Source organism: Nitrosarchaeum koreense MY1 (genome assembly GCF_000220175.1).
GTDB classification, from domain to species: domain Archaea; phylum Thermoproteota; class Nitrososphaeria; order Nitrososphaerales; family Nitrosopumilaceae; genus Nitrosarchaeum; species Nitrosarchaeum koreense.
In genome coordinates, this window is sequence record NZ_AFPU01000001.1 from 286572 (window position 1) to 313341 (window position 26770).

35 protein-coding genes and 1 tRNA gene are annotated in these 26770 nt (G+C 35.2%); 24 read left to right on the plus strand and 12 right to left on the minus strand.

Annotation, left to right across the window (positions count from 1 at the left end; genetic code table 11):
* Positions 1-3: 3 nt before the first annotated feature.
* Positions 4-2694, minus strand: a complete 2691-nt coding sequence (gene alaS / locus MY1_RS01585) for an alanine--tRNA ligase (protein ID WP_007549763.1) — start codon at positions 2692-2694, stop codon at positions 4-6.
* 78 nt (positions 2695-2772) lie between these two features.
* Between alaS and MY1_RS01590 the strand changes: the two genes are divergently transcribed.
* From MY1_RS01590 to MY1_RS01605, 4 genes are all read left to right on the plus strand, one after another.
* On the plus strand, positions 2773-3282 hold the full coding sequence (locus tag MY1_RS01590) for a hypothetical protein (RefSeq protein ID WP_007549764.1): 510 nt from the start codon (positions 2773-2775) through the stop codon (positions 3280-3282).
* 434 nt (positions 3283-3716) lie between these two features.
* Complete coding sequence (locus tag MY1_RS01595) at positions 3717-4064, plus strand: hypothetical protein (protein ID WP_048109378.1); 348 nt, start codon at positions 3717-3719, stop codon at positions 4062-4064.
* A gap of 103 nt (positions 4065-4167) precedes the next feature.
* Positions 4168-4464 carry a 50S ribosomal protein P1 gene (gene rpl12p / locus MY1_RS01600; RefSeq protein WP_007549768.1) on the plus strand — a complete coding sequence of 99 codons (297 nt, stop codon included), beginning with the start codon at positions 4168-4170 and terminating at the stop codon, positions 4462-4464.
* Positions 4465-4540: 76 nt separating this feature from the next.
* Positions 4541-5173, plus strand: coding sequence for a trimeric intracellular cation channel family protein (locus tag MY1_RS01605; protein WP_007549771.1), 633 nt, complete (start codon positions 4541-4543; stop codon positions 5171-5173).
* Positions 5174-5175: 2 nt separating this feature from the next.
* Here the strand turns inward: MY1_RS01605 and MY1_RS01610 are convergent, their stop codons facing one another.
* A complete protein-coding gene (locus MY1_RS01610) occupies positions 5176-6042 on the minus strand; it encodes a 50S ribosomal protein L10 (protein WP_048109389.1) in 867 nt (288 codons plus the stop codon).
* Positions 6035-6697 carry a 50S ribosomal protein L1 gene (locus MY1_RS01615; protein ID WP_007549773.1) on the minus strand — a complete coding sequence of 221 codons (663 nt, stop codon included), beginning with the start codon at positions 6695-6697 and terminating at the stop codon, positions 6035-6037. Before MY1_RS01615 ends, MY1_RS01610 begins: the two co-directional genes overlap by 8 nt.
* Positions 6698-6891: 194 nt before the next feature.
* Here MY1_RS01615 and MY1_RS01620 point away from each other — a divergent pair, with 194 nt between their 5' ends.
* On the plus strand, positions 6892-7323 hold the full coding sequence (locus tag MY1_RS01620; RefSeq protein WP_007549774.1) for an Lrp/AsnC family transcriptional regulator: 432 nt from the start codon (positions 6892-6894) through the stop codon (positions 7321-7323).
* 1 nt (position 7324) lies between these two features.
* Here MY1_RS01620 and MY1_RS01625 read toward each other — a convergent pair whose 3' ends face one another.
* The 3 genes from MY1_RS01625 to MY1_RS01635 are packed head-to-tail and all read right to left on the minus strand — an operon-like array spanning position 7325 to position 8475.
* A complete protein-coding gene (locus MY1_RS01625; protein ID WP_007549775.1) occupies positions 7325-7807 on the minus strand; it encodes a 50S ribosomal protein L11 in 483 nt (160 codons plus the stop codon).
* 34 nt (positions 7808-7841) lie between these two features.
* Positions 7842-8300, minus strand: a complete 459-nt coding sequence (locus MY1_RS01630; RefSeq protein ID WP_007549776.1) for a transcription elongation factor Spt5 — start codon at positions 8298-8300, stop codon at positions 7842-7844.
* Between the two features lies 1 nt (position 8301).
* The gene (locus tag MY1_RS01635; protein ID WP_048109392.1) at positions 8302-8475 is read right to left on the minus strand and encodes a protein translocase SEC61 complex subunit gamma; all 174 of its coding nucleotides are present in this window, start codon (positions 8473-8475) and stop codon (positions 8302-8304) included.
* 39 nt (positions 8476-8514) lie between these two features.
* Here MY1_RS01635 and MY1_RS01640 point away from each other — a divergent pair, with 39 nt between their 5' ends.
* Both MY1_RS01640 and MY1_RS01645 read left to right on the plus strand, forming a co-directional pair.
* Positions 8515-9291 (plus strand): D-aminoacyl-tRNA deacylase, encoded by a 777-nt coding sequence (locus MY1_RS01640; protein ID WP_048109394.1) that lies wholly within the window; start codon positions 8515-8517, stop codon positions 9289-9291.
* Entirely contained in the window at positions 9288-9587 is a 300-nt protein-coding gene (locus MY1_RS01645; protein ID WP_007549780.1) for an MGMT family protein, read from the plus strand. Before MY1_RS01640 ends, MY1_RS01645 begins: the two co-directional genes overlap by 4 nt.
* On the opposite strand, the gene MY1_RS01650 is transcribed toward MY1_RS01645, so the two are convergent.
* Positions 9584-10036, minus strand: coding sequence for a 50S ribosomal protein L19e (locus MY1_RS01650; protein ID WP_007549782.1), 453 nt, complete (start codon positions 10034-10036; stop codon positions 9584-9586). The genes MY1_RS01645 and MY1_RS01650 overlap by 4 nt on opposite strands.
* The gene (locus MY1_RS01655) at positions 10020-10427 is read right to left on the minus strand and encodes a 50S ribosomal protein L32e (RefSeq protein WP_007549784.1); all 408 of its coding nucleotides are present in this window, start codon (positions 10425-10427) and stop codon (positions 10020-10022) included. The genes MY1_RS01650 and MY1_RS01655 overlap by 17 nt, the downstream gene beginning before the upstream one ends.
* 201 nt (positions 10428-10628) lie before the next feature.
* On the opposite strand from MY1_RS01655, the gene pckA reads away from it, so the two are divergent.
* Entirely contained in the window at positions 10629-12185 is a 1557-nt protein-coding gene (gene pckA / locus MY1_RS01660; protein ID WP_338038916.1) for a phosphoenolpyruvate carboxykinase (ATP), read from the plus strand.
* Here the strand turns inward: pckA and MY1_RS01665 are convergent.
* On the minus strand, positions 12154-14202 hold the full coding sequence (locus MY1_RS01665) for a S8 family serine peptidase (protein ID WP_048109396.1): 2049 nt from the start codon (positions 14200-14202) through the stop codon (positions 12154-12156). The two genes, pckA and MY1_RS01665, sit on opposite strands and share 32 nt — an antisense overlap.
* A gap of 77 nt (positions 14203-14279) precedes the next feature.
* Between MY1_RS01665 and MY1_RS01670 the strand changes: the two genes are divergently transcribed.
* The 16 genes from MY1_RS01670 to MY1_RS09640 all read left to right on the plus strand — a co-directional run bounded on the left by MY1_RS01670 (position 14280) and on the right by MY1_RS09640 (position 25021).
* Positions 14280-14900, plus strand: coding sequence for a superoxide dismutase (locus MY1_RS01670; protein WP_007549787.1), 621 nt, complete (start codon positions 14280-14282; stop codon positions 14898-14900).
* A 105-nt stretch (positions 14901-15005) separates the two neighbouring features.
* Positions 15006-15431 carry a prefoldin subunit alpha gene (gene pfdA, locus MY1_RS01675; RefSeq protein WP_048109401.1) on the plus strand — a complete coding sequence of 142 codons (426 nt, stop codon included), beginning with the start codon at positions 15006-15008 and terminating at the stop codon, positions 15429-15431.
* A gap of 4 nt (positions 15432-15435) precedes the next feature.
* Positions 15436-16818: a signal recognition particle-docking protein FtsY gene (ftsY, locus tag MY1_RS01680; RefSeq protein WP_007549789.1), complete on the plus strand. Its 1383-nt coding sequence runs from the start codon at positions 15436-15438 to the stop codon at positions 16816-16818.
* Positions 16815-17726 carry an ornithine carbamoyltransferase gene (gene argF, locus MY1_RS01685; protein ID WP_007549790.1) on the plus strand — a complete coding sequence of 304 codons (912 nt, stop codon included), beginning with the start codon at positions 16815-16817 and terminating at the stop codon, positions 17724-17726. The genes ftsY and argF overlap by 4 nt, the downstream gene beginning before the upstream one ends.
* 36 nt (positions 17727-17762) lie before the next feature.
* On the plus strand, positions 17763-18245 hold the full coding sequence (locus tag MY1_RS01690) for a 50S ribosomal protein L18 (protein ID WP_048109403.1): 483 nt from the start codon (positions 17763-17765) through the stop codon (positions 18243-18245).
* Between the two features lie 2 nt (positions 18246-18247).
* On the plus strand, positions 18248-19000 hold the full coding sequence (locus MY1_RS01695) for a 30S ribosomal protein S5 (protein ID WP_007549792.1): 753 nt from the start codon (positions 18248-18250) through the stop codon (positions 18998-19000).
* 6 nt (positions 19001-19006) lie between these two features.
* Positions 19007-19474: a 50S ribosomal protein L30 gene (locus tag MY1_RS01700; RefSeq protein WP_007549794.1), complete on the plus strand. Its 468-nt coding sequence runs from the start codon at positions 19007-19009 to the stop codon at positions 19472-19474.
* Between the two features lies 1 nt (position 19475).
* Positions 19476-19901, plus strand: a complete 426-nt coding sequence (locus MY1_RS01705; RefSeq protein WP_007549796.1) for an uL15 family ribosomal protein — start codon at positions 19476-19478, stop codon at positions 19899-19901.
* Positions 19894-21324 (plus strand): preprotein translocase subunit SecY, encoded by a 1431-nt coding sequence (secY, locus tag MY1_RS01710; protein WP_007549797.1) that lies wholly within the window; start codon positions 19894-19896, stop codon positions 21322-21324. The genes MY1_RS01705 and secY overlap by 8 nt, the downstream gene beginning before the upstream one ends.
* Positions 21302-21889 carry an adenylate kinase gene (locus MY1_RS01715; protein ID WP_237698776.1) on the plus strand — a complete coding sequence of 196 codons (588 nt, stop codon included), beginning with the start codon at positions 21302-21304 and terminating at the stop codon, positions 21887-21889. Before secY ends, MY1_RS01715 begins: the two co-directional genes overlap by 23 nt.
* A 1-nt stretch (position 21890) precedes the next feature.
* Positions 21891-22523, plus strand: coding sequence for an EMC3/TMCO1 family protein (locus MY1_RS01720; RefSeq protein ID WP_007549799.1), 633 nt, complete (start codon positions 21891-21893; stop codon positions 22521-22523).
* Complete coding sequence (locus MY1_RS01725) at positions 22520-23080, plus strand: cytidylate kinase family protein (RefSeq protein WP_007549800.1); 561 nt, start codon at positions 22520-22522, stop codon at positions 23078-23080. The genes MY1_RS01720 and MY1_RS01725 overlap by 4 nt, the downstream gene beginning before the upstream one ends.
* Positions 23077-24075, plus strand: coding sequence for an RNA-guided pseudouridylation complex pseudouridine synthase subunit Cbf5 (locus MY1_RS01730; protein ID WP_007549801.1), 999 nt, complete (start codon positions 23077-23079; stop codon positions 24073-24075). Before MY1_RS01725 ends, MY1_RS01730 begins: the two co-directional genes overlap by 4 nt.
* 27 nt (positions 24076-24102) lie before the next feature.
* A complete protein-coding gene (locus MY1_RS01735; RefSeq protein ID WP_007549802.1) occupies positions 24103-24549 on the plus strand; it encodes a cupredoxin domain-containing protein in 447 nt (148 codons plus the stop codon).
* 68 nt (positions 24550-24617) lie between these two features.
* Positions 24618-24718: transfer RNA gene (locus MY1_RS01740), tRNA-Ser, on the plus strand.
* Between the two features lie 162 nt (positions 24719-24880).
* The gene (locus MY1_RS09640) at positions 24881-25021 is read left to right on the plus strand and encodes a hypothetical protein (RefSeq protein ID WP_007549803.1); all 141 of its coding nucleotides are present in this window, start codon (positions 24881-24883) and stop codon (positions 25019-25021) included.
* A gap of 11 nt (positions 25022-25032) precedes the next feature.
* On the opposite strand, the gene MY1_RS01745 is transcribed toward MY1_RS09640, so the two are convergent.
* From MY1_RS01745 to MY1_RS01755, 3 genes are all read right to left on the minus strand, one after another.
* Positions 25033-25563: a hypothetical protein gene (locus MY1_RS01745; RefSeq protein ID WP_007549804.1), complete on the minus strand. Its 531-nt coding sequence runs from the start codon at positions 25561-25563 to the stop codon at positions 25033-25035.
* An 86-nt stretch (positions 25564-25649) separates the two neighbouring features.
* Positions 25650-26093: a CBS domain-containing protein gene (locus MY1_RS01750; protein ID WP_007549805.1), complete on the minus strand. Its 444-nt coding sequence runs from the start codon at positions 26091-26093 to the stop codon at positions 25650-25652.
* 129 nt (positions 26094-26222) lie between these two features.
* A complete protein-coding gene (locus MY1_RS01755; RefSeq protein ID WP_007549807.1) occupies positions 26223-26765 on the minus strand; it encodes a hemerythrin domain-containing protein in 543 nt (180 codons plus the stop codon).
* Positions 26766-26770: the final 5 nt, after the last annotated feature.

Sequence of the window (26770 nt, forward strand, 5' to 3'; positions counted from 1 at the left end):
TCATCATCCTAAAATCATTGATTTTGCTTTGGCTATTGCATCGTTTATTTTAGATGTGTCTTTTCCTCCACCCTGGGCAAATTTAGCGTCTCCTCCGCCTGCTCCTCCTAGTATTTCAGCCACGGATTTGGCAATATTTCCAGCATTTTTGCTCTTTGAGGCCTCATCTCCTGAATATGCTATTACTCGAATTGTTGGACCTGATTCAAAAATTCCGACATACACAGAATTTGGATTGTCCTTGACTAGTTTTTTGCCAAAGTTCATGTGGAAAAACTCGTCGTACTGTTTTGAATTTGTAAAACATGATTTTATTTTATTTACATTAATTTCGATTTCATCTATTATTCCACTACTTGATTGAGCTGCAACTTGTTCTAGTAAAACTGGAATCTTTTCTTTTGCTTTTTGTTTTTCTTCTTCACGTTGTTTGTTTTTTATCTCTTTTTGTTTTTCTTCTTGTATTCTTTTTGCGTTTTCAATTTCTTGTTGTTTTACATATTCTTTAGCAGTTGGACCTGAGACAAATTCCAATCTGACAACACCGTCTTGAATTCGCTTAGTCTTTGTAATTTTGATCAGTTCAACTTCTTTTGTCTTTTTGACATGTGTTCCACCACAAGCTTCAACATCAAAGTCTTCAATTGATACTATTCTGACTGACTTTACTGGAACTACACCTCCCTGATAAATCTTAAATCCGTACTTTTGTTCTGCAGTTCCCCTGTCATAGTTTTGTATGGTTACTACCATATCTTTTGCAACAATATTGTTTGCAGCATTTTCAATGTCTTGTACTTGCTTGTCAGTTAGTGAAGAGTGATGAGTGATATCTAATCTTGCATGATCAGCTTCTTTGAATGCAGAGTGCTGCCATATCCAAGAACCTAACACTCCTCTAGCTGAAGAGTTTAGAATATGAGTACTTGTATGATTCTTTGTGATGTTTGATCTTCGCAATGAATCTATTTTGCACTTTACTACCTCGCCTTGTTTTGGAATTACTCCATCTATCTCATGAACTATGACTCCGCCGTGTTTGTTTACATCAACTACTTTTGAGTCTGCAATGGTACCATAATCTGGTTCTTGTCCACCACCTCTTGCATAAAATGAGGTTCTATCAAGCACGACTGATTTATCAAAAACTTTGAGGATCTTTGCATCAAACTCCATTGGATCATCTTTGTAAAAGAGCATGTCAGTTTCTGGAAGGTCATCAAGTGGAAGTTGCTCAATGTCTTTTTTCTTGTCTGACTGGTGCAAATCAGATAGTTTTGCATAAAATGATGAGGGAATTTCAGATATTACATCAATTTCTCTTAGATACTCTGGTGTAATTCCATCTGATTCGTATAAAGTAATTAACTCATCTACTGTTGGCGCTCTGCCTTTTCCTTTAAGGCGTTCTGCCATCTTTCCCATTCTGACCTTTGATTCAACATATCTTTCTGATTCTAATTTCAAAATGGTCTTGACATCTTGTCTCTTTTCATCTAATTCAGGATATGTGTCTCTGAGATAATCAATATGCATATCTACTAATTCATCGATATCCAGCTTGAGATTCATTCTATCTATTGTTCCATTGATTCGTCTTAACATCATTCTTAGATTGTATCCGCCGCCAACATTGCTTGGTAATGCACCATCAGTAATTGCAAATATCAGAGTTCTAAGATGATCTGCAATTAGATACATTCCTTCAAGTGGTGTGATGATTCGATTGACTTGATCTTGTGTTAGTCCAGTTGTTTTTACGGCATTTCTTCTTACTTCGATCAAGTCATCATGAATCTCTAGATTCTTTGCAATTGCGGTAAAGTATTTTCGTAACATTTCGGAATCTGAATCAATTCCAATCTTTTCAAACAGATGATTAGTAATTGGACCAAAGCAGCAGTCATATGCAGTAGGAGTTCCCTTTGTGATCCAAGCAAATCGTTCAAGGCCTGCCCCCATATCAATAATCTTTTGATCTAGAATGGTGTGTTTTCCCAACTCACCTTGAAATTCAGTAAATACGGCATTTCCTAGTTCTAATCCCCTGACAAAATATTCTAGTGAAGAACCAAAAGAACCACCACCTGCCCACACGTCTTCAACAAAAACTACTTCTTCTTTCTTAATTCCAAACTGTTCTGTCAATAATCTAAAGTCAAGATCAACGCATTCATCTTTCCAATATCCTTGTGCATTTGGAATGCTGTGTTGTCCAATCATGCAAAAGCTAGAAAAGTGTCTGCCAGTTACTCCGACATTTTCCAAATCCTTGAATCTCAAACAAGTTTGTGGAACTACAAGTGGATTTGCAGGAAACTCAAAGACAACTTTTGAACCCATTATTCTTTGAAAGTCAACAATTGATGCAATTGTAAAGTAGAGATCATCTCGCCATCTACAAACGACTGGATATCTTGAAACTGAAGTGTGATTGTTTTTTACAAAAAATGATTCTACCTCTTTCCAGGCTTGGGTATAATCAAATCTCTTTTTGGTTGGAGGATCTCCTATGAATGAATAAGTATCGTCTGCATCATCAGGACATAATCCTCTCTGAGAATCCAGAGTCCAAAAATATCTTTTACATTTTAAGCATGATTTTCTAACAAATCCCTGTTCTTCAAATAGCTTGACCTTATAGTATCTGTCTGGGTCAGATGAAAATTCATTCAGAATTTCTTTTTTATCCAACGAAGAACTTCTATTTGTCCAATATTAAGAATTGTCGATTAATAATACATTAAATAAACTGGCAATATCTTGCAAATTATGTTCAAGAGAAAACCAGCATTAAGAGAAGGGGTACATGTTTTCTCTACTAAAAAAAATGGTGAATATTATGATTTTATCTTTGGAGTAGTTACTGGCGTTGATGGCAGGAAAGTTGGCGTCAATGGAGTAATTGTAAATCCAGTAGGCCTCAAAAATAAAATTGCTCAGGGAAAAGCAGGTGAACGTTCCTCTGAGATTTTGGAACATCCAACGCCTGATAATGTGGTTTTAGCCTTAGTGTATAGAGTAGAACATGAAAATTATGCTGAGGTATTGGATCTCGATAAAGACAAATGCGATTTGATTCCGCCAAAAGTTTATGCAATTTTAGATGGATGGATTCGGGAAACTCTGCCTGAATTTATCAACAATGTATTGTCTTTGCCACCAGGTCCAGAAAGAGATGAAGCTAAACGCGTCTTAAAACACAGAATGGAAACACTAGTTGATAAAAATCTGAAACGAACTCTTTATTCTGTTTGCCGAAGTCTGAAAATTCTAAACTAAACTTTTCTATTTATACGTCATTTGTTGGATATCGAATCTAGAGTATTAAGAAAGGACTTTTTGGGATTTAAATCTCAAAATACTATTTATTTTGATAATCTCATGCGTGAGTTAAATGGAATTAAATGGTCATGAAAAAAATTCATTCTAACAAGACATATTTCCATTCAAAAAGTGTGAACAATAACAAAATGGAAGGTTGTGGGGAATCAAGATAGAGGGAGATAACAAGTGGGTTACTCTGATTAGGAGGGGGCTAGTCTTGAGTGAATTACTTGACTTGTTGATAGTAATTATTGTGTTGGGTGTTATTACAATTCCAATAATTTTGACCACCTATGTTGAACTTAAAAGAGAAATAAATTTAGTGGATTTTTGTTAATTCCGATAGTTTTGTTATGTTTAATAGCATAACATTACAAGTTTCACAGTTAATGATAGACAATATCACATTACTTCAGGTAAATGGTACAATTATAGCTGGGTTATTGGTTCTACTATCAATAAATTCAATCTGGGTATCAAGTTTGAAAGAACCATTAAAACCCAAAGTTGCACAAATAAAAAAATATGGAATCTATTTTACCCCTAGCCAATTACTAATTCTTTTTATTCCTTTTTCAGCATCTTCGATTTTTGCAATTTTTGATTCACAAGAAGGGATTCTAAGATTATTTTCTGTGGGTTTTTGTATAGTTGGATTTATTTTAATAATTATAGTAGTTTGTTTACTTGTACGTAGTGAAAGAAAACAGGATTTAGATTTTAGTGATGTTCAATGAAGCGCCGATATTTGACAGCAAAAAGAATTTCAGAGATCCTGAAATTTGACAGAATCAAACTCCACCATAGTTTTATATTATGCCCTAAGAAAATCTCGATACAATGGAATACGTTTATGCTGCTTTACTTCTTCACAAGCTACAAAAAGAAGTTAATGAGGCAAACATCAGCTCAGTTGTAAAAGCATCTGGCGCTGCAGTAAATGATGCTCAAGTAAAAGCATTAGTTGCAGCATTGGCTGATGTTAACATCGAAGAAGCAATCAAAGCCGCACCTGTAGCAGTAGCAGCAGCCGCTCCGGCAGCCGCAGCAGCAGGTGAAGCAAAGAAAGAAGCACCAGTTGATACCAGTAAAAATGAAGAAGCCGCAATGGAAGGTCTATCTTCACTATTTGGATAAACAACTATTATTTTTTCAATTTAATTTTGATTTTTTATATCAATGTTAATTAACAATTATTTGTTTTTTGTATTGATTGGTTGATTTTTCAATTCCCGCTCATGTGTTTATCTACATTTTAGATCTCTTTGGAACAATGGCATTTGCAGTAACGGGAGCTTTCAAAGCCATAGAAAACAAATCCGATATCGTCGGAGTTTTACTGTTAGCTACAATTACAGGCGTTGCTGGAGGCGTAATCCGGGATGTTGTGATGGGCCAGTTTCCAAACGCATTATCTGATCCGGCATATGTTGCAATAACAGTTACATCGGGAATTGCAATTTTCTTTTTGTATACACATCTCAAAAAACACTGGAATCTATTTTTGAAGTTTGATGCAATTGGACTGGGTGTATTTTCAATAATTGGAGCAACGTTTGCATACAATCTAGTAGGGCTAAACTTTCTTGCAATAATGCTTGCAGGAGTACTTACTGCAGTAGGTGGTGGAATACTTCGAGATGTCTTTGTCACACAAGTCCCAATAGTTTTTGTAAAGGAATTTTATGTCTCTGCAAGCTTTATTGGAATTTTGGTATTTTATTTTATGTTGTACTTTGGTGGAGAGTTATACTCTGCAACAATCATAGGACTGGCAATAACTACTGCATTGAGATTAATTGCAATGAAGTATAATTGGAATCTTCCTAAAGTTAAAGGAATTTAAGATTAAGCTGGACTGTAGCCTTTGGCTTTTGATGCAAGGCCTTTTGCTTGGCCTTCTGCCTTTTGCAAAATCTGCTCTTTAGTTTCACTTGTCATAAATCCAGACTCTACTGATAATGAGCGAGCATGCTGAGATGCCTTGCCAATAATCTGGTTAATGTTTTCTGGAGTAACATATGCTGCCTCGATTGATAGTGATACTGCTTCTTGGTGATATTGAGCAAATGCATTTCTAATTGCTTCTACATCAATTACCATGTCTTTTTCTGCATATTTGAGACCCTCCTCTAATGCAGTGTATAGTGAAATTCCAGCTTCGACTGGTTTGATGTCTAATTTACCTAACAATACTGCTAGTTTCTCATTAATTACTCCGCCTTTCTTTACTGGAGTTGAGTCTTTTGCAATCCAAATTGTACCTTGATCAATCTTTGTTGGAATTCCAGCCTCTTTGAATTCAGTAAGCATTGGGCCTGGAGCAATTCCTGTGTTCTTTGCAGGAACTACAATGTCGACACTTGCAATATCTCCACCTCTTGCTGCCATCATGATTTTGTTTTTGGCAAGTAAGACGTTTAGTTTGAATGGTGACATGTTTGTAAATATGAAAAGACATTGACCTACTAGTTCGTCAGCAATTCCTTTGATTCCCGGAATATTTGATTTTTCTAATGCTTTTTGTGCAATTCTATCTTTAACACAGACAAATTCTACCTGACCTTTGAGTGCTTTTCTTAATGGTAATAGTTGTGATGCTCTAACTTTGTTTGTCTTTACTAATGCAACAACTTTGTATTTTTTTGGAATCTCCATCATTTGTTGATACATCTGAGTTTTTTTTGCTGGATATTTTGTTCTATTTTCATGCATGTTTCTTCTTGACCTCTTCTATCTGTTTAATTGGTTTTCCCATTGTGGTTTTAATGATAATTCTTTTCATGTTCTTATCTCCGTTTGGTAATTTCTTTTCAACTGCAGCAAGTACCGCATGTGCATTGATTGCCAAATCTGCATCACTCATTGTTTCATCACCAATTTTACATGACATTGCCAATGTTGCTCTTGCTCTTACTTTGATTGATGCTCTGAATCTTGTTAGAAATGATTCAATTGATGCGTTAAATGGAACTGGTGTTGGCATTTTACCTCTTGGACCTAATAGCTGACCCAATACTTTACCGACTACTGGCATGATTTGTGTGTCTGCCAAAAAGAAATCATATTTGTTGATAAATTTTCTAGATGCTCTTTTGTTTGCTGCAAATCTATCTAGTTCATCAGAACCTACAACTGCATCAGCTTTTGCCGCTTTTGCTTTTTGACCCATATCTCCTGTTGCCATAATGCAAACAGTTGATGGGGAGCTTGTCTTTGGTAGTTGAACTACTTCGTTTAATGCAAAGCCCTTTTTGACATCAATATCTTTGAATACTAGAATCATCTCGACAGACTGTGTAAACTTACGTTGCTTACTGCCTGTCTTGGCCTCTTTGATCATGTCTGCAAGCTTTGCCTCGGTAATCATTATGAAGAATTTCCGAGATTGCCTACTTAAAATCGTTTAGAGGAATGGGAATTAAGAATCTTATTTTATTTTAAAAAATTACACATTTCTATGCCAATTTTTGAAATTCAGGGACAAAAATCCTCATGAACTTACATTTATTAATTCACCATCCTCCATTTTCGAATAGATTGCAGAAGTTTGATGATCTTGATATGAAACTCTTAGCAGAGTTGACAAAAGACGGTTCAATCTCAGTTCCAGAACTATCAAAAAAATTAGGAATCAATGCATCTGTTTTGTACAGCAGAATAAAGAGACTGGTAAAAAAGAAATTAATTAAAAAATTCACAATAGTTGTAGATGAATCTCTCTTAGGAGTCGGAGTAAAGGCATCAATTGGAGTTAACCGAGATCCAAAACTAAAAGATACTATTCACAAACAACTGATGGCTACCCCTGAGGTCACATCAATTTCTGAAGTTACTGGTAGATTTGATATTATAGTAAATGTCCAGACGAAAAATCTAGAGGTGCTTCACTCTATAGTAATTGAGAAGCTAGGAAAAATCGATGGAATAATTAACACTGAAACTTTTGTAGAGTTACAAAAAACAGATAAAGATTTAGTTTATTCTGTGGTGTAATTTAGTTTAATTTTGCGTCCCACTTGCCAGCGTTAATCTCTGCTGTGATTTCTTTTGGAGTCTTTCCTTCCACTTTGATTCCAAGTGATGAGCAAGTTCCAATAATTGTTTTAGCTACAGATTTTAGTGAAGTTGCATATGATTTCTCTAGTTTTGTTTTTGCAACTTTTACTACAGAATCAATGGTAATGTCTCCTACCCAAGCTGTTCCTGCAGTGCCGGTTCCTTTCTGAACTCCGGCCTCTTTTAGCAATAATGCAGCAGCTGATGGAATTCCAATTTCGATCTCCCACTTTTTAGTATCTGGAAATACTGAAACTGTTACTGGAACTTTCATTCCCTCAAAATCTTTTGTTTTATCGTTAATTGCCTTGATAATCTCCATGATGTTTACGCCCAATGGACCCAAAGCTGGACCTAGTGGCGGACCTGCAGATGCAGCTCCTCCTGTTACAAGTGAAGATATTTTTTGTGCGTCTACCATGTTTATCAGCTTATTATGAAAAATTTAATCCTTCCTAAGACTCACTAGATAGTTTTAGGTAGTTGGCGTCGACAGTTACTGGCAATTGATATGATGCATCAAGTAAGACTACTGTTGCTTCTTCTTTGTCTACATCAATTCTTGTGATCGTGGCTTTCATTCCTTTGAATGGACCGCCAGTGATCTCAACTATGTTATCTACTGTTAATTGTGAAACTGTGGATTTCTTCACCAGATACCCTTCTATATCTTTGAATTCTAATTCTCCTCTTAGTTGACCGCGAATATGTCTGATTCCTTCAACTGCCATGTATGCATCACTTGGGTTAATTGCTTCAATGACAACGTATCCCTTTAGATTATCAACTAGTAATACGGATTGAATATTCATTTTATTGTTACTTGCTTTAGCTTCAAGTAATCTCATTACCACTTTCTCTTGACCTCCAGTGGTTCTTATTGCAAAAAGGTGTGATTTTACTTCTTCAGACATTTTACCTACCAAACGTAATTACCGAAAAGACAAACTGTATTGTAAATCCAATGGCACCTACTCCTCCAATTCCCAATAATACTAATCTGAGATGCTGTTGATACTCATCTTTGTCTGGCTTTTTTGCCATCTTCATAGTATTTGCCATGTTTTTCAAAGTCTGCTTCGGGTTCATTGCCTGAAATTAATAAGGTGTCCTTATATCTCTTATCTCATGGAGCTGCTAGTAGCTTATCGCGATGACCCTGCTGGATACAATATGGCAAATTTTCTTTCTCAAGAAATGAAAAAAGAAGGTGATATCTATCATGGAAAATACTATGATTTACTGATAATTCCAACTCCTGCAATTTCAGCTGATTGGCTAGAAGAAAAATATGATTATGATGGATTTATTTTTCTATCAAAACACGCTGCAGAATCTGGAGCATTGGCACTTACCTGTCACAGTACTGGAAATTTCTCAGAAGCCAAGTTTGGTGGAAATGATAAACAGATTGCAGTACCACATCCATTTATCCAAAAAACATATCTTCAAACTTTATGGAAAAACAGATCCGTTTTTTCTGATTTTCAAATTACTATAGAGGCAACTCATCATGGACCGACCGCATTATCAAAACCTACAATATTCATTGAAATTGGAACCACTGAAAAGCAGTGGACTGATGTAACGCTATGCAATTCAGTAGCTACACTAGTTCATCAAGTGATGAGTGGTCACATCAAAGCATCACCCACTGCTATATGCTTTGGAGGAACTCATTATCCCGATAAATTTACAAATGAATTACTTGAAGGCAAATACTCCCTTGGAACTGTTGTGCCAAAACATGCCTTAGATAATATTGATGAGAATCTGTTTTCTGAAATTTTATCAAAAAATAAAATGGCAACAACTGCTTTGCTTGATTGGGGAGGAATGGGTCCAAACAAACAAAAAATTCTTGAACTCCTAAAGACAACCAATCTTGAGGTAATTAGATTATGAGTCTTGATAAAAAAATTTACAAAAAATTACTTGAAGTACCAAAGGGAAAAATTACCACCTATGGAGAACTTGCAAAAGCAGTTGGTTTAAAAAATGGACAACGAGCAGTTGGAAAAATTATGAACAAGAATCCATATCCTGTGATCATTCCATGTCACAGAGTTATCAAATCCGATGGAAAGATTGGTGGATATGCATACGGTGAAGAAATAAAATCAAATATGTTATCAAAAGAGGGAATAAAGATTCAAAATGGAAAGATTTTGGATTTGGAAAATTCTATTTATCGATTCTAGCTTCTTTTTGCTATAATCTCTTCCATCAATAATCTAAGGTGTGCTTTGTTTCTTACAGTGTTTCCGCCTACCTTTTTGTATAATGCCCAAAATTCAGGATTTGTCAAGTCCTTTCTGTCTTTGGCAATCTTTAGTAATCTTCTAAGTGAGCGAACCTTTGCAACGTAGACGTCCTTCTTTCCTACTCTTGCACCCTTTCTACCTTTTTTGGAGCCTTGTGTTGTTCCTCTTTTGTGTTTTTGTGCTTTCTTCATTTGTGATCTGCCCTTTGAGGTTCCAACAATTGGTTTAATGGTAATTTTCTTTGCAGTGATTAAACTTCGAATGTTTTGTCTAGTAATTGCATCAGCTACATCATCTAGATGATCAGCGTCTAATCTAACTCTGTTAACTCCGACTCCTGTAACTCGTGCTACGAGTCTTTTTTTAGCTTTAAGATTTACTACCAACAGTTCTCACTCTTGCATTAAATATTTTGAACTTGCTTTCAAGTGCTTTTACTAGAATTTCTTTTCTCTTTTTAGTACCTACACCATGTCCAAATCTTATTCCGTCTGTTTTTGGATTAAGATTTTCCAAATCACTTAATTTGTAAACTAAATTATCTGTATATCCTGATGGATGTAATCCTTTAGCAATTTTTGGTCCACCATATCCGACTTTGACAAGTCCTGGACGACCTCTGCCACCTTTTAATTTTCTTTGATGATGATCAACTCCTTTTGGTTTTCTCCAATTGGTTTGTAATCTAACATAACGCCAGCTCTCTGGTCTGACAAAATCTGGATTGTGCCCTTTGATCTCTTCTCGTTTTGCTAGCTTCTCTTTATTGATCGGCATTAGATTGACTCTTGAAATTTTAAATAAATACGTTCCTAGATTAAAAAAGATCATCTTTTGGGAAAGAGATAATAAGGAAAATTGAGTCGGATCGAAATATCTCATGATCAAGCCTGGGATTCCTATGATAATTGTTAAGGGGTGCTATTACCTCTGATCGAAGTAGTAAGTACTCTCAAAGTTGATAAATTCTTATCTCAAATTCAGTCATTTGGAATTTCTCCCTCAAAGATACATCGAAATTTGAGCGTAGATGACCTAGTAAAAATCGCTGTAGAGAAAAAAGAAGGAGTAATCAATTCAACTGGTTCTCTTTCTGTCAATACTGGAAAATACACTGGACGTTCTCCAGATGATAGATTCATCGTTTATGATGATAAGACTCACAATACTGTAGATTGGGGTAAAGTAAATCACCAATTTCCATCAGGAAAGTTTGAGAAATTACTAGAGAAGATGAAATCTTTTGTAAACAACAAAGAGCTTTATGTCTTTGATGGATTTGTAGGAGCTGACAAAGACAATCGTTTACCAATTAGAGTGATAAATGATCATGTATGGCAAAGTCTCTTTGCAAGAAATTTGTTTATTCGACCAACAAATGAGGAGCTAGAAAACCACAATCCTGAGTTTACTATTTTGTGTATCAATAACTTTGAAGCAGTTCCAGCAGTAGATGGTACAGAGTCTAATGTTTTCATTATTATTGATTTAACTAGAAAAATTGTCTTAATTGGTGGAACCCAATATGCTGGTGAAATGAAAAAGTCAATGTTTTCTGTAATGAATTTCCTCTTGCCTGAAAAAGGAGTTTTCCCAATGCATTGTTCTGCAAATATTGGTAAAGATGATGATACTGCATTGTTTTTTGGATTATCTGGTACTGGAAAGACAACATTGTCAGCTGATCCAAATAGAAAATTAATTGGCGATGACGAACATGGTTGGTCTGATAACGGGACATTTAATTTTGAAGGAGGATGTTATGCAAAATGTATCAATCTAAGTCAAGAGGCAGAACCTGAAATCTGGAATGCAATTAGACCTGGTGCTGTTTTAGAAAATGTTGTACTAAATAACAATCAACCAGATTACGATGATAATCTATTAACTGAAAATACTCGTGTTGCGTATCCGCTTGATTACATCCCAGGTGCAGTTATTCCAAGTGTAGGCGGTCATCCAAAAGTAATTGTATTTTTAACAGCTGATGCATTAGGTGTTTTACCACCAATTTCCAGACTGACAAAAGAGGGTGCAATGTATCACTTTATGTCAGGTTACACAAGTAAGTTGGCAGGAACAGAGCGAGGAATTAAGGAGCCAAAATCCGTATTTTCTGAATGCTTTGGAGCCCCATTCATGCCTAGACCAGCTGCAGTATATGCTAAGGTATTAGGTGAAAAAATTACAAAACACAATACTGTCGTTTACCTAGTAAATACCGGATGGTCTGGTGGCCCATATGGTGTAGGTAAAAGAATTAAGATAAAATACAGTCGAGCAATGGTTACTGCGGCAATTAATGGCTCATTAAATATTGTAAAATACAAACATGATGATTTGTTTAATCTAGATATTCCAACCGAAGTACCAGATGTTCCTTCAGATATTTTGGATCCAAAAAATACTTGGACTGATAAAGACTCTTACAATCTTTCTGCTAAAAAATTAGCTCAAATGTTTGTTGAGAACTTTAAAAAGTTCCAAAATGTTGCACCTGAAATTATTTCAGCAGGTCCTGTGTATCACGCTTAGCTGATTTTATTTTTACAGCTCCAACAATTCCTATTATTGCTATAATTCCCACAACTATCGCTACCTGTCTCTGTGGAATGTCAAGAATTTCAAAATCCTCTTGAGTCTCATCAATTGAATTTGCAATGATGGTGTTGTATGCATCAAGTGTTTGGTCATTTGATTTTATTTTTGCTTCAATCCAATATTCTCCGTTTTGATTTATTCTCATTTTTGCATCCTTATTTGGTGTAGCAGTGATTACATCTGTTACCTCGGTATTACTTTTTGTCACTGAAATCTTTGCAAAATTCCAATCTGGATCATTAATTGTAAAAAACAATGAGTTATCATTTTGAATCACACCAATTGAAGCTTTAGTATAGTGAATTTGTATTGGAACTGTGTATTTTATTTTATCATGATTTATGAAAATTTTTTCTTGAAATGTTCCATAATTTTCCCCTGAAATTTTAATTTTAACTGTTAAATTATTTTCTTGCAAAGAGTCTTCAACTTGAATAAATTCAGGACCCTCAAATGTTACATCAAGATTATCCAAAGTTCCATTAAGCAGTTTTAATTTTAATTCCTTTTCTGCCATTTTGTTATCTGATGATAAATTAACTACAAAATTTGGCGGGGTGATGATTAGCTTGGCATCAAATGCCTTTCCAAGATTTAGCCTGCCTGAACCAGTATCACTTAATGAGAATTCTGAACCATATGCGTCAGATACCATCTCTGAAGTGGTCATGAGAAGTGATTTTATCTCATCATTTGTCATGGTAGGATACTTTTCTAATAGTAGCGCAACTGAGCCACTCACATGTGGGGCTGCAAAGCTAGTCCCACTAGTAAAATTGTACCCGCCGTTTGTCTGAGTTGTATTGATGTATGCACCTGGTGCTACCAAGTCAGGTTTTATGTAAAATGGTGAAACAGGACCCCTTGAGCTAAAATGTGCGACAAAGTCTGGGTTGTAAAACACATGTAGACTAGCTTTACTTTCACCAAGTTCTTTAATTTCAAGTCCTTCTTTTCTATCAATTGATACAACAGGAATTTGTGGCTTGTAGTTTGGCTCTATGAATTCATGAATTAATTGACCAAGAAAAATTCCAGGTTGGTTGTTGTAAACGATCATTGCCTTTGCACCAGCATTTACTGCATTTTTTTCTTTAATTGAAAAATACAACATCTCACCTTCTACATCACTTCCTCTTTCTACAAGTAATATTGCATTAGTTGCATTGATCTTTTTTAGTTCTGCTTCTTTTCCATACCCTCCAAAAACAATTTTTCCAATAATTGGCTCATCAAGTTTTGCAGATCCTGTCATTGGAATTACGGTGTATGGTTTTTCATTTACCTCAAGTGTTGCAATAAGACTAGATGTCAAGTTGTTATATGTTGCGCCAACTGTAATGGAGCCAGGATTTTTTCCTGGACTGCCAATTGTTTGAGGGATTGGTCCATCGTTTCCTGCTGCTGTAATTACAATAATCCCTTTTTGCAGTGCATTATTAACGGCTTTATCAATATTGGAGTTTGTCTTGTTTACACCAAGACTGATGTTGATAATGTCCGCATTATCTTCAATTGATTTATTGATTGCCTTGATTATCAAATCAGATGATACTCCTTCACCGTTTTCTGAAACTTTGTAAGCTAGGATTTTTGAATTAGGGGCAACTCCTTTTAGAATTCCATTTGCTGCAATTACTCCTGCAACTTGAGTGCCGTGACCGTTAGTGTCAAGTGGTGGTTCACCTTCATTTATGAAATTATATCCGCCGACGACTTTACCATCTGGTCCAAAACCAAAAAGATCTGGATGATTATAATCAACTCCAGTATCGATTACTGCGATTTTAATTCCTGTTCCGTCAAATCCTTCCATTCTTGGAATATCACCTCCAATAAATGGAACACTTTGTTCAATGTATGTGTGGAAATTATCATTAGGTAGTAATTGAAAAATAATTAAAGATGAAAAAACAACCACGATACTTGTAAAAACTACCCAAAGCTTCATAATTTTACGATATTTTTAGCAAGTAAAAACCAATTGTCTACTAAAGCAATAAATTGAATAAATATTGCATAACTTTTATGGGAAAATACACACTTCCACAAATACCATATGCTTATGATGCATTAGAACCTCATATTGACGCAAAAACAATGGAGATTCATCATACAAAACATCACCAAGCATACACCGACAAATTAAATGCTGCACTAGAAAGTTGTCCAGCTGATGTACAAAGTAAAGATATCTTAGACATCTTGTCTAACATCAACCAAGTACCAGAAGCACAACGTAGTGCCGTTAATTTCAATGGTGGTGGTTATGATAACCACAAGCTATTTTGGAACAACATGAAACCAAAAGGAGGCGGTGAACCAGGAGGAGCAATTGCGGATGCAATCAATAATTCTTTTGGAAACTTTGCAGCCTTTAAGGAGAAATTCTCATCCACTACTGCAGTAATTCAAGGAAGTGGTTGGGGATGGTTAGTATACAATCCTTCAACAAAGAAGGTTGAGTACAAATCTATGCCAAACCAAACTAGTCCAAGAACAGAAGGATTAGTTCCATTATTGGGCTGTGATGTTTGGGAACATGCATACTATCTGAAATATCAAAACAAACGACCAGATTACATTTCATCATGGTGGAATGTAGTTAATTGGGATGAAGTAGAAAGCAGATACTCCAAAGTAAAATAAAGTTCTATCTTTATTTTTTTTATTATCATCATTTTTAATCTGATTTATTTTTCAGAGTAATTTCCATGAATGAATTTATAACCATCTCAGGATTGTTTGTTGTAAATGAGTGAAGAACAGGCCCAACACTTGATGCAGCAACTCCAAATGCTTGAGACTTACTATGGAGATTTATCACAACGTGAAGCTACACTTGTTAATGTCTTACGAGAGGCAATATCTGCAATTGAATCTATCAAAGCACTTCGCGAAAAGCCAGATTCTGATAGTTTGGTACCAATTGGAATGGGAACTTATGTGCAAACAAAAATCTCATCATCCAATAAAATAATTTTGAATGTGGGAGCTGGAATTGCTATGGAAAAAACTTATGATTCTTCAATAAACTATCTTGAAGCAAGAATAAAAGAAATTGAAGTTGCTATACAAGACACTACTGCGCGAAAACAAGATGCTATGGCTAGATTGGAGCAAGGTAAAGAACAAATGAATCAACTTATGCAACAAACATCAGAAGATCTTTCGGGATAAAATAATGTTTGATAAACTTCGTAATGCATTTTCCAATGCAGCGAAAAGTCTTGGAGAAAAAGAACTAAACGATAAAGACATTGAAGAAATTCTTTACGAATTAGAAATTTCTCTTATGGAATCTGATGTTGCAAGTGAAGTCATTGATACAATAAAATCAGATTTGAAAACTCAATTACTGGGTTCCAAAGTAGACAAAAAAGAGATTGAAAAGTTTGTCAAAGACAGATTGATTTCAAATATATCGTCTTTATTTGATGCTGCAGGTACAGTTGATCTCTTTGAGTTGATTAACGAAAAAAAGAAAACTGTTCAACCGTTTCTGATTTTATTTGTAGGAATTAATGGAACTGGAAAAACTACATCATTAGCTAAAGTAGCTTACATGTTACAGCAAGCAAAGTATTCTGTGGTAGTTGCAGCTGCTGATACATTTAGAGCAGGTGCTATTGAGCAGTTACGCGAACACACTAATCGTTTGAATCTAAAACTAGTTGCACAAAATTACAATTCTGATCCAGCTGCAGTTGCCCGAGATGCGGTTCTTTATGCAAAATCTCACAAAATGGATTGTGTGCTAATTGATACTGCTGGAAGAATGCAAACAAGCAAAAATTTAATGGAGCAGATTGCTAAAATTACCAAAGTAGTAAATCCTGATTTTAAAATATTTGTAGGTGATTCTCTGGCTGGAAATGATACTGTAAATCAAGCTAGGGAATTTTTTGAGCATGTAAAATTCAATGGTTCAATTCTCACAAAAAGTGATGCTGATGCACGTGGTGGGGCTGCACTTTCTATTGTTAAAATTACATCTACTCCAGTGTTATACCTTGGAGTTGGACAGGAATATTCTGATCTCAAACCGTTTGACAAAGAACTCTTTCTAGAAACTGTATTTGGTTCCTTATCTGGCGTAGATCGAAAAACTCCAAAACAAGAATTAGTTGAGGAACCAATTGTTGAATCAAAACCAGAACCAATTGTTGAATCAAAACCAGAACCAATTGTTGAATCAAAACCAGAACCAATTGTTGAATCAAAACCAGAACCAATTCCAGAACCAAAATTAAAACCAGTTCAAGTAACAAAACCAGAACCTAAACCAGAACCTAAACAAATTGAATCAGATGATCCGTTTGAAGGAATTGCAGACAAAGACATTGCAAAATATTCAAACTTGTATGATATTGCTCCGCCAGAAAATGATGATGAGGCAACAAAACTTGGTAATGCAATCCGTCAATGGATTAAGAAGGGACGACCAAAACCTGGAGAAGAAAAGAAACAGGAATCAGATCAAGAGATAGATTCCAAGCACAAACAAGATAAAGAAGAAGAAAAGTCTAAAAAGAAAAGAGGTGTATTTGGATTCTTCAAGAAATGAAACTCAAAACTAAAAATTTACTCACTTTGGCAGAATTGTTCCCTAAAGAATTTGTTGCATTAATTGATTATTCAATTATTCTAAAAAAAGAATTAAAAAAAGGCAACAAACCGTTGCTAAAAAACAAGACACTTGCAATGATTTTCCAAAAGCCATCAACTCGAACACGAGTAAGCTTTGAGACCGGAATGTTTCAACTTGGTGGACATGCTATTAATCTATCATCACAAGACATGCAGTTATCACGGGGTGAAACAATAGAAGATACTGCAAAGACATTGTCTCGATATGTAGATTGTATCATGGCACGAGTCTATGATCATAATTTACTTGAAAAATTATCTAACTCTTCTAGTGTTCCAGTAATTAATGGACTGTCTGATTCATTTCATCCATGTCAGATTCTAGCTGACTTTATGACGATAAAAGAGAAGAAAGGGAAATTCAAAGGACTCAAGATTGCTTGGATCGGGGATGGAAACAATGTGTGTAACTCTATGATTTATGGATGTGCATTATCTGGTGTAAATCTGTCTATTGCAACACCTAAAGGATTTGAACCAGACAAATCAGTACTGAAAGAATCTGCAAAGTCCGTTGAGATAGATCTAACAACTGATCCAATAAAGGCAATCAAAGATGCTGATGTCGTAGTTACTGATACATACACTTCAATTCATAACAACGATCAGAAACGAATCAAAAAGTTTCTTCCAAAATATCAGATCAATGATTCATTGATGAATCACGCCAATAGTAATGCAATCTTTATGCATTGTCTCCCAGCAAAACGAGATTATGAAGTTACATCATCAGTAATTGATGGACCTCAATCAGTTGTATGGGATGAGGCAGAAAATAGACTCCATACTCAAAAGGCTTTACTTGCTTCAATAATTCGCGCTTAACGTATATAAGAGCAGTTTCAAACTCGTGTTCTATAGATGGCCTATTCAAACATCCTCAGAAGACTACGAGAGGAAAAAACTAATTATAAAAAACGTTCAACTCTACTGATAGGTAAGCACGATTTTATCACAGTAAATATTACTAATGAAAATACCCAAGTCCAAATTGTAAAGCCTGGCATGACTGGCGATAAGGTAATCGCTTCTGCTCACTCTAATTATTTGCTAAAAAAAGGGTGGAAGGGCTCAAGAAAAAGTATTCCTGCTGCATATCTTACTGGCTATCTTGCTGGAAAGAAAGCAATGGGCAAGGGAGCAAAAAATGCAGTACTATACACTGGTACTAGAAAATATACACAAAGAATGGCAGCTGCACTAAAAGGTGTTGTAGATGCAGGACTTAAAGTGCCAGCAGGTGCAGAAACTTTTCCACCAGAAGAGAGAATCAATGGCGAACATCTTACAGTAAAAAACGACACTTCAAAAATTAAATCTGCTATTGATAGCGAGGTCAAGTAAAAATGAGTCAAACTGCACAAACTAAACCTGGTGGCAGAGGTGGACCTGGTGGCAGAGGTGGACCTGGTGGCAGAGGTGGACCTGGTGGCAGAGGTGGACAAAAAGTTTACGGTGGTGGAAAACCAACCAATGGACAATCTAGAAGACCAAGAAGAGAAGAAGAAGAAGAAGTTTGGGTTCCAAAAACAATTTTAGGAAAAAAAGTTGCATCCGGTGAAATTAATTCTATTGAAGAAATTATTCAAGACGGTTTAAGAATTCAAGAAGCAGGTATTATCAAAAAACTACTTCCTGATTTGAAAAGTGAAGTAATTGATGTTGGTATTATTCAAAAGATGACATCAAACGGTCAATCAACAAGATTCAAGGCTATTGTTGCAACAGGAAATCAAAATGGTTACCTTGGTATTGGTCAAGGAAAATCAAAACAAATGAGAATTGCAATTGAAAAAGCAACAAACCAAGCACTACTCAATGTTAGTCCAATCAAACTAGGATGTGGAAGTTGGGAATGTAGATGTGACGAAAAACATTCTGTTCCATTTAAGATTAGAGGAAAAGGTGGAAGTGTTACAATTGAAATTATTCCAGCACCACGTGGATTGGGATTGGTTGCTGGTGGTAAAATTAAACGATTACTGGAGTTGGCAGGTCTTAAAGACGCATGGACAACTGCAAAGGGTTCTACACCAACAATGAATTCTACTTCAAAAGCTATTCTGGACTGCTTAAAGCAGACATTTAGTCAGGGTTGATGTTAAATGGGTAGCGCATATCTTGTAGTTCGAATTAAAGGTCAAGCAGACTGTCCATATTGGGCAACTACTACAATGACATTGCTAAAATTAGATAAAAAATATCGTGCAACTATCTTACCGGCAAAAGACAACACATTGGGAATGTTAAACAAAGTAAAACACTATGTTACTTGGATTGAAATTGATGCATCTTTGGCAAAAGAACTAATCGATAAAAAAGCAAGAAAAGATGGTTACAAGAAAATTACAGCAGCAGATCTTAAGGAATTAGGATTTGAAAGTTCTGACGCACTTGGTGCAGCACTTGCAGAAGGCAAAGCAACTCTATCTAAATTAAAACCACTAAAGCCTTGGTTTGCATTATCTCCACCACGATTTGGTTTCAAGAAAAGTACAAAAAAGATGTATGGACAAAAAGGAGTCTTAGGACACAACAACGATCTTCCAAAATTAGTGAGGAACATGATGTAACATGGCAACACGATTACGAAAGACAAGAAAACTAAGAGGCGGACGTCACATGGGTTGGGGACAAGTAGGTCAGCACCGTGCAAGTGGTCACAAAGGCGGACTAGGAATTGCTGGATTACACAAATATCATTTTAGTACTTTGCTAAAAGAGGTTCCAGATCATTTTGGACACGATTCTACTCACCCACCTCATCCAATCATCACGAGAAAATGGGCAAGTGTCCGTGATCTCGATGATCTATTCGCAAAATTTGGTAAAGAAGAAGGAGGAAAGAAAGTCATAGACCTTGAAGTAGCAGGTTATGACAAACTCCTAGGCGGCGGTAAAATATCTAACGCATATACCGTCAAAATAGCCAGATTTACTGCATCTGCAGAAGAAAAAGTAAAATCTGCAGGAGGAGAGGTGTTATCTGAGAATGGCTGAGGGTACTATCACTAATCTAATTAGAAAAGTTGTTTTCAAGGCAGAACCATATATCCCACAAGTCCCAAAACCGAAAAAAAAGATTCCTTTACAAACTAGATTACTTTGGAGCGGTCTTGCATTATTAATTTACATGGTAATGGGTCAGACTCCATTATTTGGGGCAACTGCACCTGAATTTGATTTCCTACAATTTGCCAGAGTTATTTTTGCATCACAGCAAGGAACTCTTGTTGAGTTAGGAATTGGACCAATAGTTACAGCAGGTCTGTTGATGCAATTGCTTCGAGGTTCTGATATCCTGAAGTTCGATTTTAAGAAACCAGAAGAGAGAGGAATATTTCAAACTGCAACAAAACTTGTAACATATATTGTGATTATTGCTGAAACCATAGTTTATGCTATAGCAGTTTATGGTCCAGGGGTTTCTGAGCCATACATTTTGTATGTGATGATTGGGCAATTAATGGCAGCATCCATTATCATCATGTTCTTAGACGAACTTGTTCAGAAGGGATGGGGTCTTGGTAGTGGAATTAGTTTATTCATTATGGCAGGTGTTGCTCAACAAATTCTATGGAGTCTTTTTAGTCCTTTACCTGCTGGTGATGGCGGAACTATTGGTATAGTGCCGTACATTGGACAGTCTTTGATGAATGGAGATATATCAAATGTTTTATTCCGTGCAAATCAGCTCCCGAGTATATTTGGATTCTTTTTGACAGCGGGAATTCTTTTGATTCTGGTATTTACTCAAGGAATGAAAATTGAAATTCCAATTGTATCGACAAAATATAGAGGCTTTTCAGCAGTCTATCCAATTAAACTAATGTATGTATCAAACATTCCAGTAATTTTAGCCTCTGCGCTTACTGCAAACGCGGTATTTCTTGGGCAGATGTTTTGGGCAAACTTTAACCCTCGAAATAATAATGCGTTTATGAACATTATTGGGCAATTTGATCCGACAAGTCCCTCCACACCAATTGGAGGAATTATCTATTACATTACTCCCCCAAGAGGATTAGCAATTGCAGCTTTAGATCCGACAAGAGCAATTGGTTACATGTTGTTTATGGTTGGAATTGTAGTTGTATTTGGTAGATTGTGGGTTGAGCTTGGTGGTCTTTCATCAAAGACTGCAGCTCAAAACTTACTTGATGCTGACGTGCAAATTCCAGGATTTAGAAGATCAAATGCACCAGTAGAAGCATTACTTGCAAAGTATATCCCATCTGTTACAATTATCGGTTCAATAATTTTGGGTTTGTTGGCAGGAGTATCTGATGTTCTGGGAGTTTTTGGTTCTGGAATTGGAATTTTACTTATGGTGGATATTCTCATCAACTATTACACTCAATTAGTACGAGAACAAGTCGAAGTTGTAATGCCACGTCTGGGTGCTTTACTTGGTAGAAAGTAGAAAAGTCGTAGTGGTAGGAATACCTGGCGTAGGAAAAACTTCTTTATTGCAAAAAATTGTTGAGATTTTACAAAAAAATAACAAAAGTGTAAGCGTACATAGCTTTGGAAGTATGATGTTTGATGTAGCAAAAGAAAACGGTGTTACTGACAGAGACGAGTTAAGAAAACTACCACTATCTCAACAAAAAAATCTACAGAAAATAGCTGCAGAAAAACTTGCAATACTAAATGAAGATATTGTAATTATTGATACTCATGCTTTTATTAATTCTCCAGAGGGATATTATCCTGGATTGCCCGAACATGTTTTGCATATTCTCAAACCATCCAATTTTATATCAGTCTCTGCAAAACCTGAGGAAATCTATAATCGAAGAATGAAAGATGTTACTAGAACTAGAGATAATATCTCCATTGACAATATTAAAAAGGAATTAGACGTTCAATCTGGTATGATATCTGCTTGTGCTGTAATCTCAGGTTCCCCAGTAAAACATGTGCTTAACCGAGAAGGTATGATTGATGAAGTTGCAGAAAAAATAATCAGGACAATAGGGTTGTAAAATGGTTTTAGATTCTGTATTTCTGTTTTTAAATTCAATATTTCTTGAAGGAGGTATGTTTGATTTTCTTGGTGGCGGACATGGAGCATTGGGAAGTGATGATCCTATTGTCAAAGGATTGATCTTAACAGCATTTTGCGTAACTGGATTTGGAATTTTATTAAATCTCTTTAATGCTGCAGTTAGAAAAAAAATGGTTGATCAAACTAAACTAAAACGAATCATGAAAGAGACACGTGCTTGGCAAAAAGAGAGAATGGCAGCAATGCGTTCAAAAGATCAAGCAAAAATTAACGAACTAAGCAAAAAATCATCTTACATGAACAAGATGTCAATGGAGATGATGCAGATGAACATGAGACCCATGATGATTACATTTGTTCCACTAATTTTGATATTTTATCTAGTACTGCCAGTATTGTTCTCGCATATTGTTGCACTGTCTCCAATTTCACTTAACATTATTCCAGGTGACTTTTTCCATCTTACATGCACTGCTGAACAAGCAGCAGATATAGAAAACATTTGCACTCAAGAAAACGCTTTGTATCTTTGGGCTTGGTATTTTCTTTCATCAATTGCTTTTAGTGGCATTATTATGAAACTAACAAAAACATCAATGGATCTCAGTTGACCAAATCAATTGTAATCTCTGGTCCGCCAGCTGTCGGAAAGACAACTGTTGCCAAAGGATTGGCTAGTGAATTCAAATTAACATATCTTAGCGGTGGTGACATTCTAAAAGAGATGGCAAAAGAGGAAGGTTTTGATGCAGTTGGTGATGATTGGTGGGATACTGAAAATGGGATGAAATTTCTCAGTCAAAGAGAGAATAATTCCGAATTTGATAAGAAAGTTGATGATAAACTAATCCAACTTTTCAAGAAAGGTGGGATGGTAATTACAAGCTATACTTTACCATGGCTAGTCGATGACGGCATTAAAATCTGGTTATCAGGCTCACATGATAGCAGTTCACAAAGAATGCAAACTAGAGACAACATGACTTCAAAGGAAGCATATGAGATTACTAAACTAAGATACGACAAAAATCGTGCATTATATAAAAAATTATATGATTTTGATTTCGGAAACGATATCTCTGTATTTGATAAAATTATTGATACTGACAATCTTAATGCGACTCAAGTAATTAATATTGCAAAAGAAACTGTAAGGGAATTATTATGACTCTAAAGCAACTGGAAAACTTGGTTGTAATTGATCAGGATATCACTGATGATACATATGGAACGTATTATGATAAAAGAACTTTAGAGCAATTACTTGATTATGGTCTAATAATTTTAGATAAACCACCAGGACCTACTAGTCATGAAACTGTTGCATGGACTAAACGAATCTTAAAAATTCCAAAAATTGGTCACAGTGGTACACTTGATCCTCAAGTTTCTGGAGTTTTACCTTTGGGACTCGGGGAGGCAACAAAAGCACTCGGTGTTTTACTTTATGGACCAAAAGAATACCATGCTTTAGGACGATTTCATTCTCTTCCATCAAAACAAAAACTAGATGAAGTACTTGAAATGTTCCGAGGAGAAATTTTCCAAAAACCTCCACAACGTTCAGCAGTTCTAAGACAAACAAGAACTAGAACAATTTATGAATTAGAAGTACTAGAGCAAAAAGAAAGATTACTCTTAACACGAATTTTATGTGAAGCAGGAACTTACATTAGAAAACTATACTATGATATCGGAGAAATTTTAGGACCAGGTGCTACTATGATTGAACTACGAAGAACTAAAGTTGATCAATTCCATGAATCAGATGGTCTCGTAACATTACATGAGCTTGCAAATGCTTATGCACTTTGGGAAGAAAAAAAAGATGAAACAAAACTAATGTCAATGATCAAACCTATAGAATATGCATTAAGTGAACTCAGATCTGTTGTAATTCGAGACTCCGCAGTTGATGCATTATGTCATGGTGCACAACTTGCAATGCCTGGAATCTTGCAAATCTCTCCAAATCTGAGAAAAGGTGACATTGTTGCAATTTATACACAAAAAGGCGAAGCAGTTGCTTTAGCAGAATCGTTGATGTCAGAAGAAGAGATACGTGATGCAACTAAAGGATATGCCTTTGAAACAAAACGAATTATCATGGCTCCTAACATATATCCAAAAAAATGGAGATCAAAATCTGTTCCAAAGGATTAAAAAATCAAATAAAAAACTTAATCATAATTGTTAGCAAAAAGTCTTGTAATTTTTATCAGTGTTGGTGTCATAGCTGGTTTTTCTTTTGGATTTTATTTACTTGAAATAAAAAGCACTAATCAACTTGTGTATGTGGATGGTTCTTCACTTTCTTTGGTTACTGAAAAATCTGATTTTAAGCGAGGTGAAGAAATCAAAATTACTTTGATAAATTCTGGAACAAACCCAATATCATTTTCAGATACATCATATGGTTTGAAAATTAGTGGCTTATTTGGCATTGCAAAATATTCTCCTCCTGCATCTCAAGTTATTTCAACATTAAACCCAGGAGAAAAAATTGAATTTGTTTGGAATCAGATGAAAAATGACGGTCTTCCAGTAATTGAAGGTCTTTACAAAATTAATGTAGATGGAATTGATTCTATGGGAATCAAAGTAGAAAAATCAATCACAGTTAACATTTGGAAGTAATTTTTTGTAATTTCAAGTAACACAATATATAATCAAATTTTCCCAAACAAATCTGTCGTAAGACATGTGCCGGGGTCGCCTAGCCTGGTAGGGCGCGCGCCTGGAAATAATTAACCATAAAGCGCGTTCTCGCAAGGGAACGGGAGTTCAAATCTCCCTCCCGGCGCCATACTGTTTTTTTGAAATTAATTTATCCAAATTAAAACACAGTAATAATGTAAAGGCATGCCACAATCAAAAAATTATAGTCATATATTGATAAGCAAAATATCTTTTTGATTATGATTTTGAAAATACTACAAAATCTATTATCTAAAAATGAGGAATAGAAATGACGCCTGGACAGATGGATGCAAGAAAAAGAAAAATGGCACAAACCATTGAAAATCCACCAAACTATTTGAGTGAAAATGCTATTTCTGATAAAAAGAAATGGAAGAATCTTAAGAATGATGGATTGCCACGATACTAATTATTTTTGAATTATTTTTCTAATGCTTCATTGTTTCTATATGCAATTAAAAATCCTATGCCGCCACATACAACTCCTATTGCAAGAAAAGCAATAAACCCTCCAATTGGTTCAATAAATGAATCCATAATTGCTGGATATTTTGGACCAAGTTTTCCTTCAGTAAAAATTGAAAGTAGTCCTGTTCCTGCCAACCCTGCATATGTCATAATCATCATTGCACCTGCACCACCTACATTCATTCCAACAAGATGTATTCCAGCTAGTATGTTTGATTTTTTTGTAAATTTTTTCCCCAAAGTGATTTCAAGATGACTGTAAAATAATGCAGTAACTGCAACTGCAACTATGATTATTAAATGAAATATTATTCCTAAAAAGAACCATTTTGCAGTTCCATCAAATGACAGTGATAAATACTGAATTATGTTAATTTGATTGTTCATCATTTGTATTGTGACAATTACTAAGGCCATAACTGTGATTAATGCCCCTTGAATTATTGCTGCAATTATGAATCTGTCAACCCATCTTAGTTTCATGTTTTGCATCTATCTGTTATGGTACTATCTTTAATTTATATCACATAGATTATTTTACTGGCCATTTCTGAGGTAAATCAGTTATCTTATTTTTGAAATTTTGATAACTGTCTTATTATATCGCTGGTGGTAATTATCCCAATTATTTTGTTGTTTTCAGATACTGCCAGTTTACGAATTTTTTTTGCAGCCATTTTTTTTGCAGCTTCTAAAATTGATTTGTTTGGACTTATTGTCTCTACAGGAAACGATGCTACATTTTCTACTGTCATATCTAATGGGTATTTGTTTGCTGCAACTTTAATTGCAAAATCTCTATCTGTGATTATTCCCATGGTCTCTGCATCTTTTTTTACAAAAACTGAACCTATTCCTTGCTCCATCATTTTAGAAATTTGATATATTGTCGTAGATTGTGGTGCTATGATCAGTTCTTTTGCCATTATTTCTTTGACAAGAATTTGCGATAGTTCTTTTTCTAAATTATTGTTTGATGCATCTTTATTTTTCTTTGATCCGAAAAATTCCATCGCATAACTTTAATGAACAAAAACTTAAAGATTTCTAAATTTTATCTGTTCTTATTTGCATAAAATCATTAATTTTAACGATTCATGCTGAAATTATTAATAAGATTTTTTGATAATTTTTCAAATAACTTATTTCATATACCATGGTCTTGTCTCTAACCAATCAATTTCAGCAATCATCTGTTCTACTTTTTTTACAATTGCTATTACTGATCTGTACTGTTCATACATCTCAGTCTCCTCCTCTTTTGATAACACGTTTGCTTCTGCATCATCAAAGAATTTGTTTTCTTTATTGAGATGATCAAATAGAAATATCGAATATGTTCGTAGGTATCTGGCAACTGGCTCTCTTGCATCTTGACCACTTTTCCATTTTTTCAGATATTCTGAAATTTTTCTGGCTATGTTTCTTCCAAATTCATGCTCTATCATGAATTTTCTAATTTCCTCTTTTAGATTATCATAGCTTGCAACACATGGAAAATACGAATCCTCCTCTCTTGAGTGGTGAATTGTGTCTACAAATTCTGATATTACGACAGTGATCTTTTCAAGGTCTAAGAATGGAATTTCAGTTCCTTTGTAAATCTCGTCTGCACATTTTGCAACTATTTTTTCTAGACGTCTAACTTGATCATGATCTGCTCGTAATTGATTTGTTGCACTCACAATGC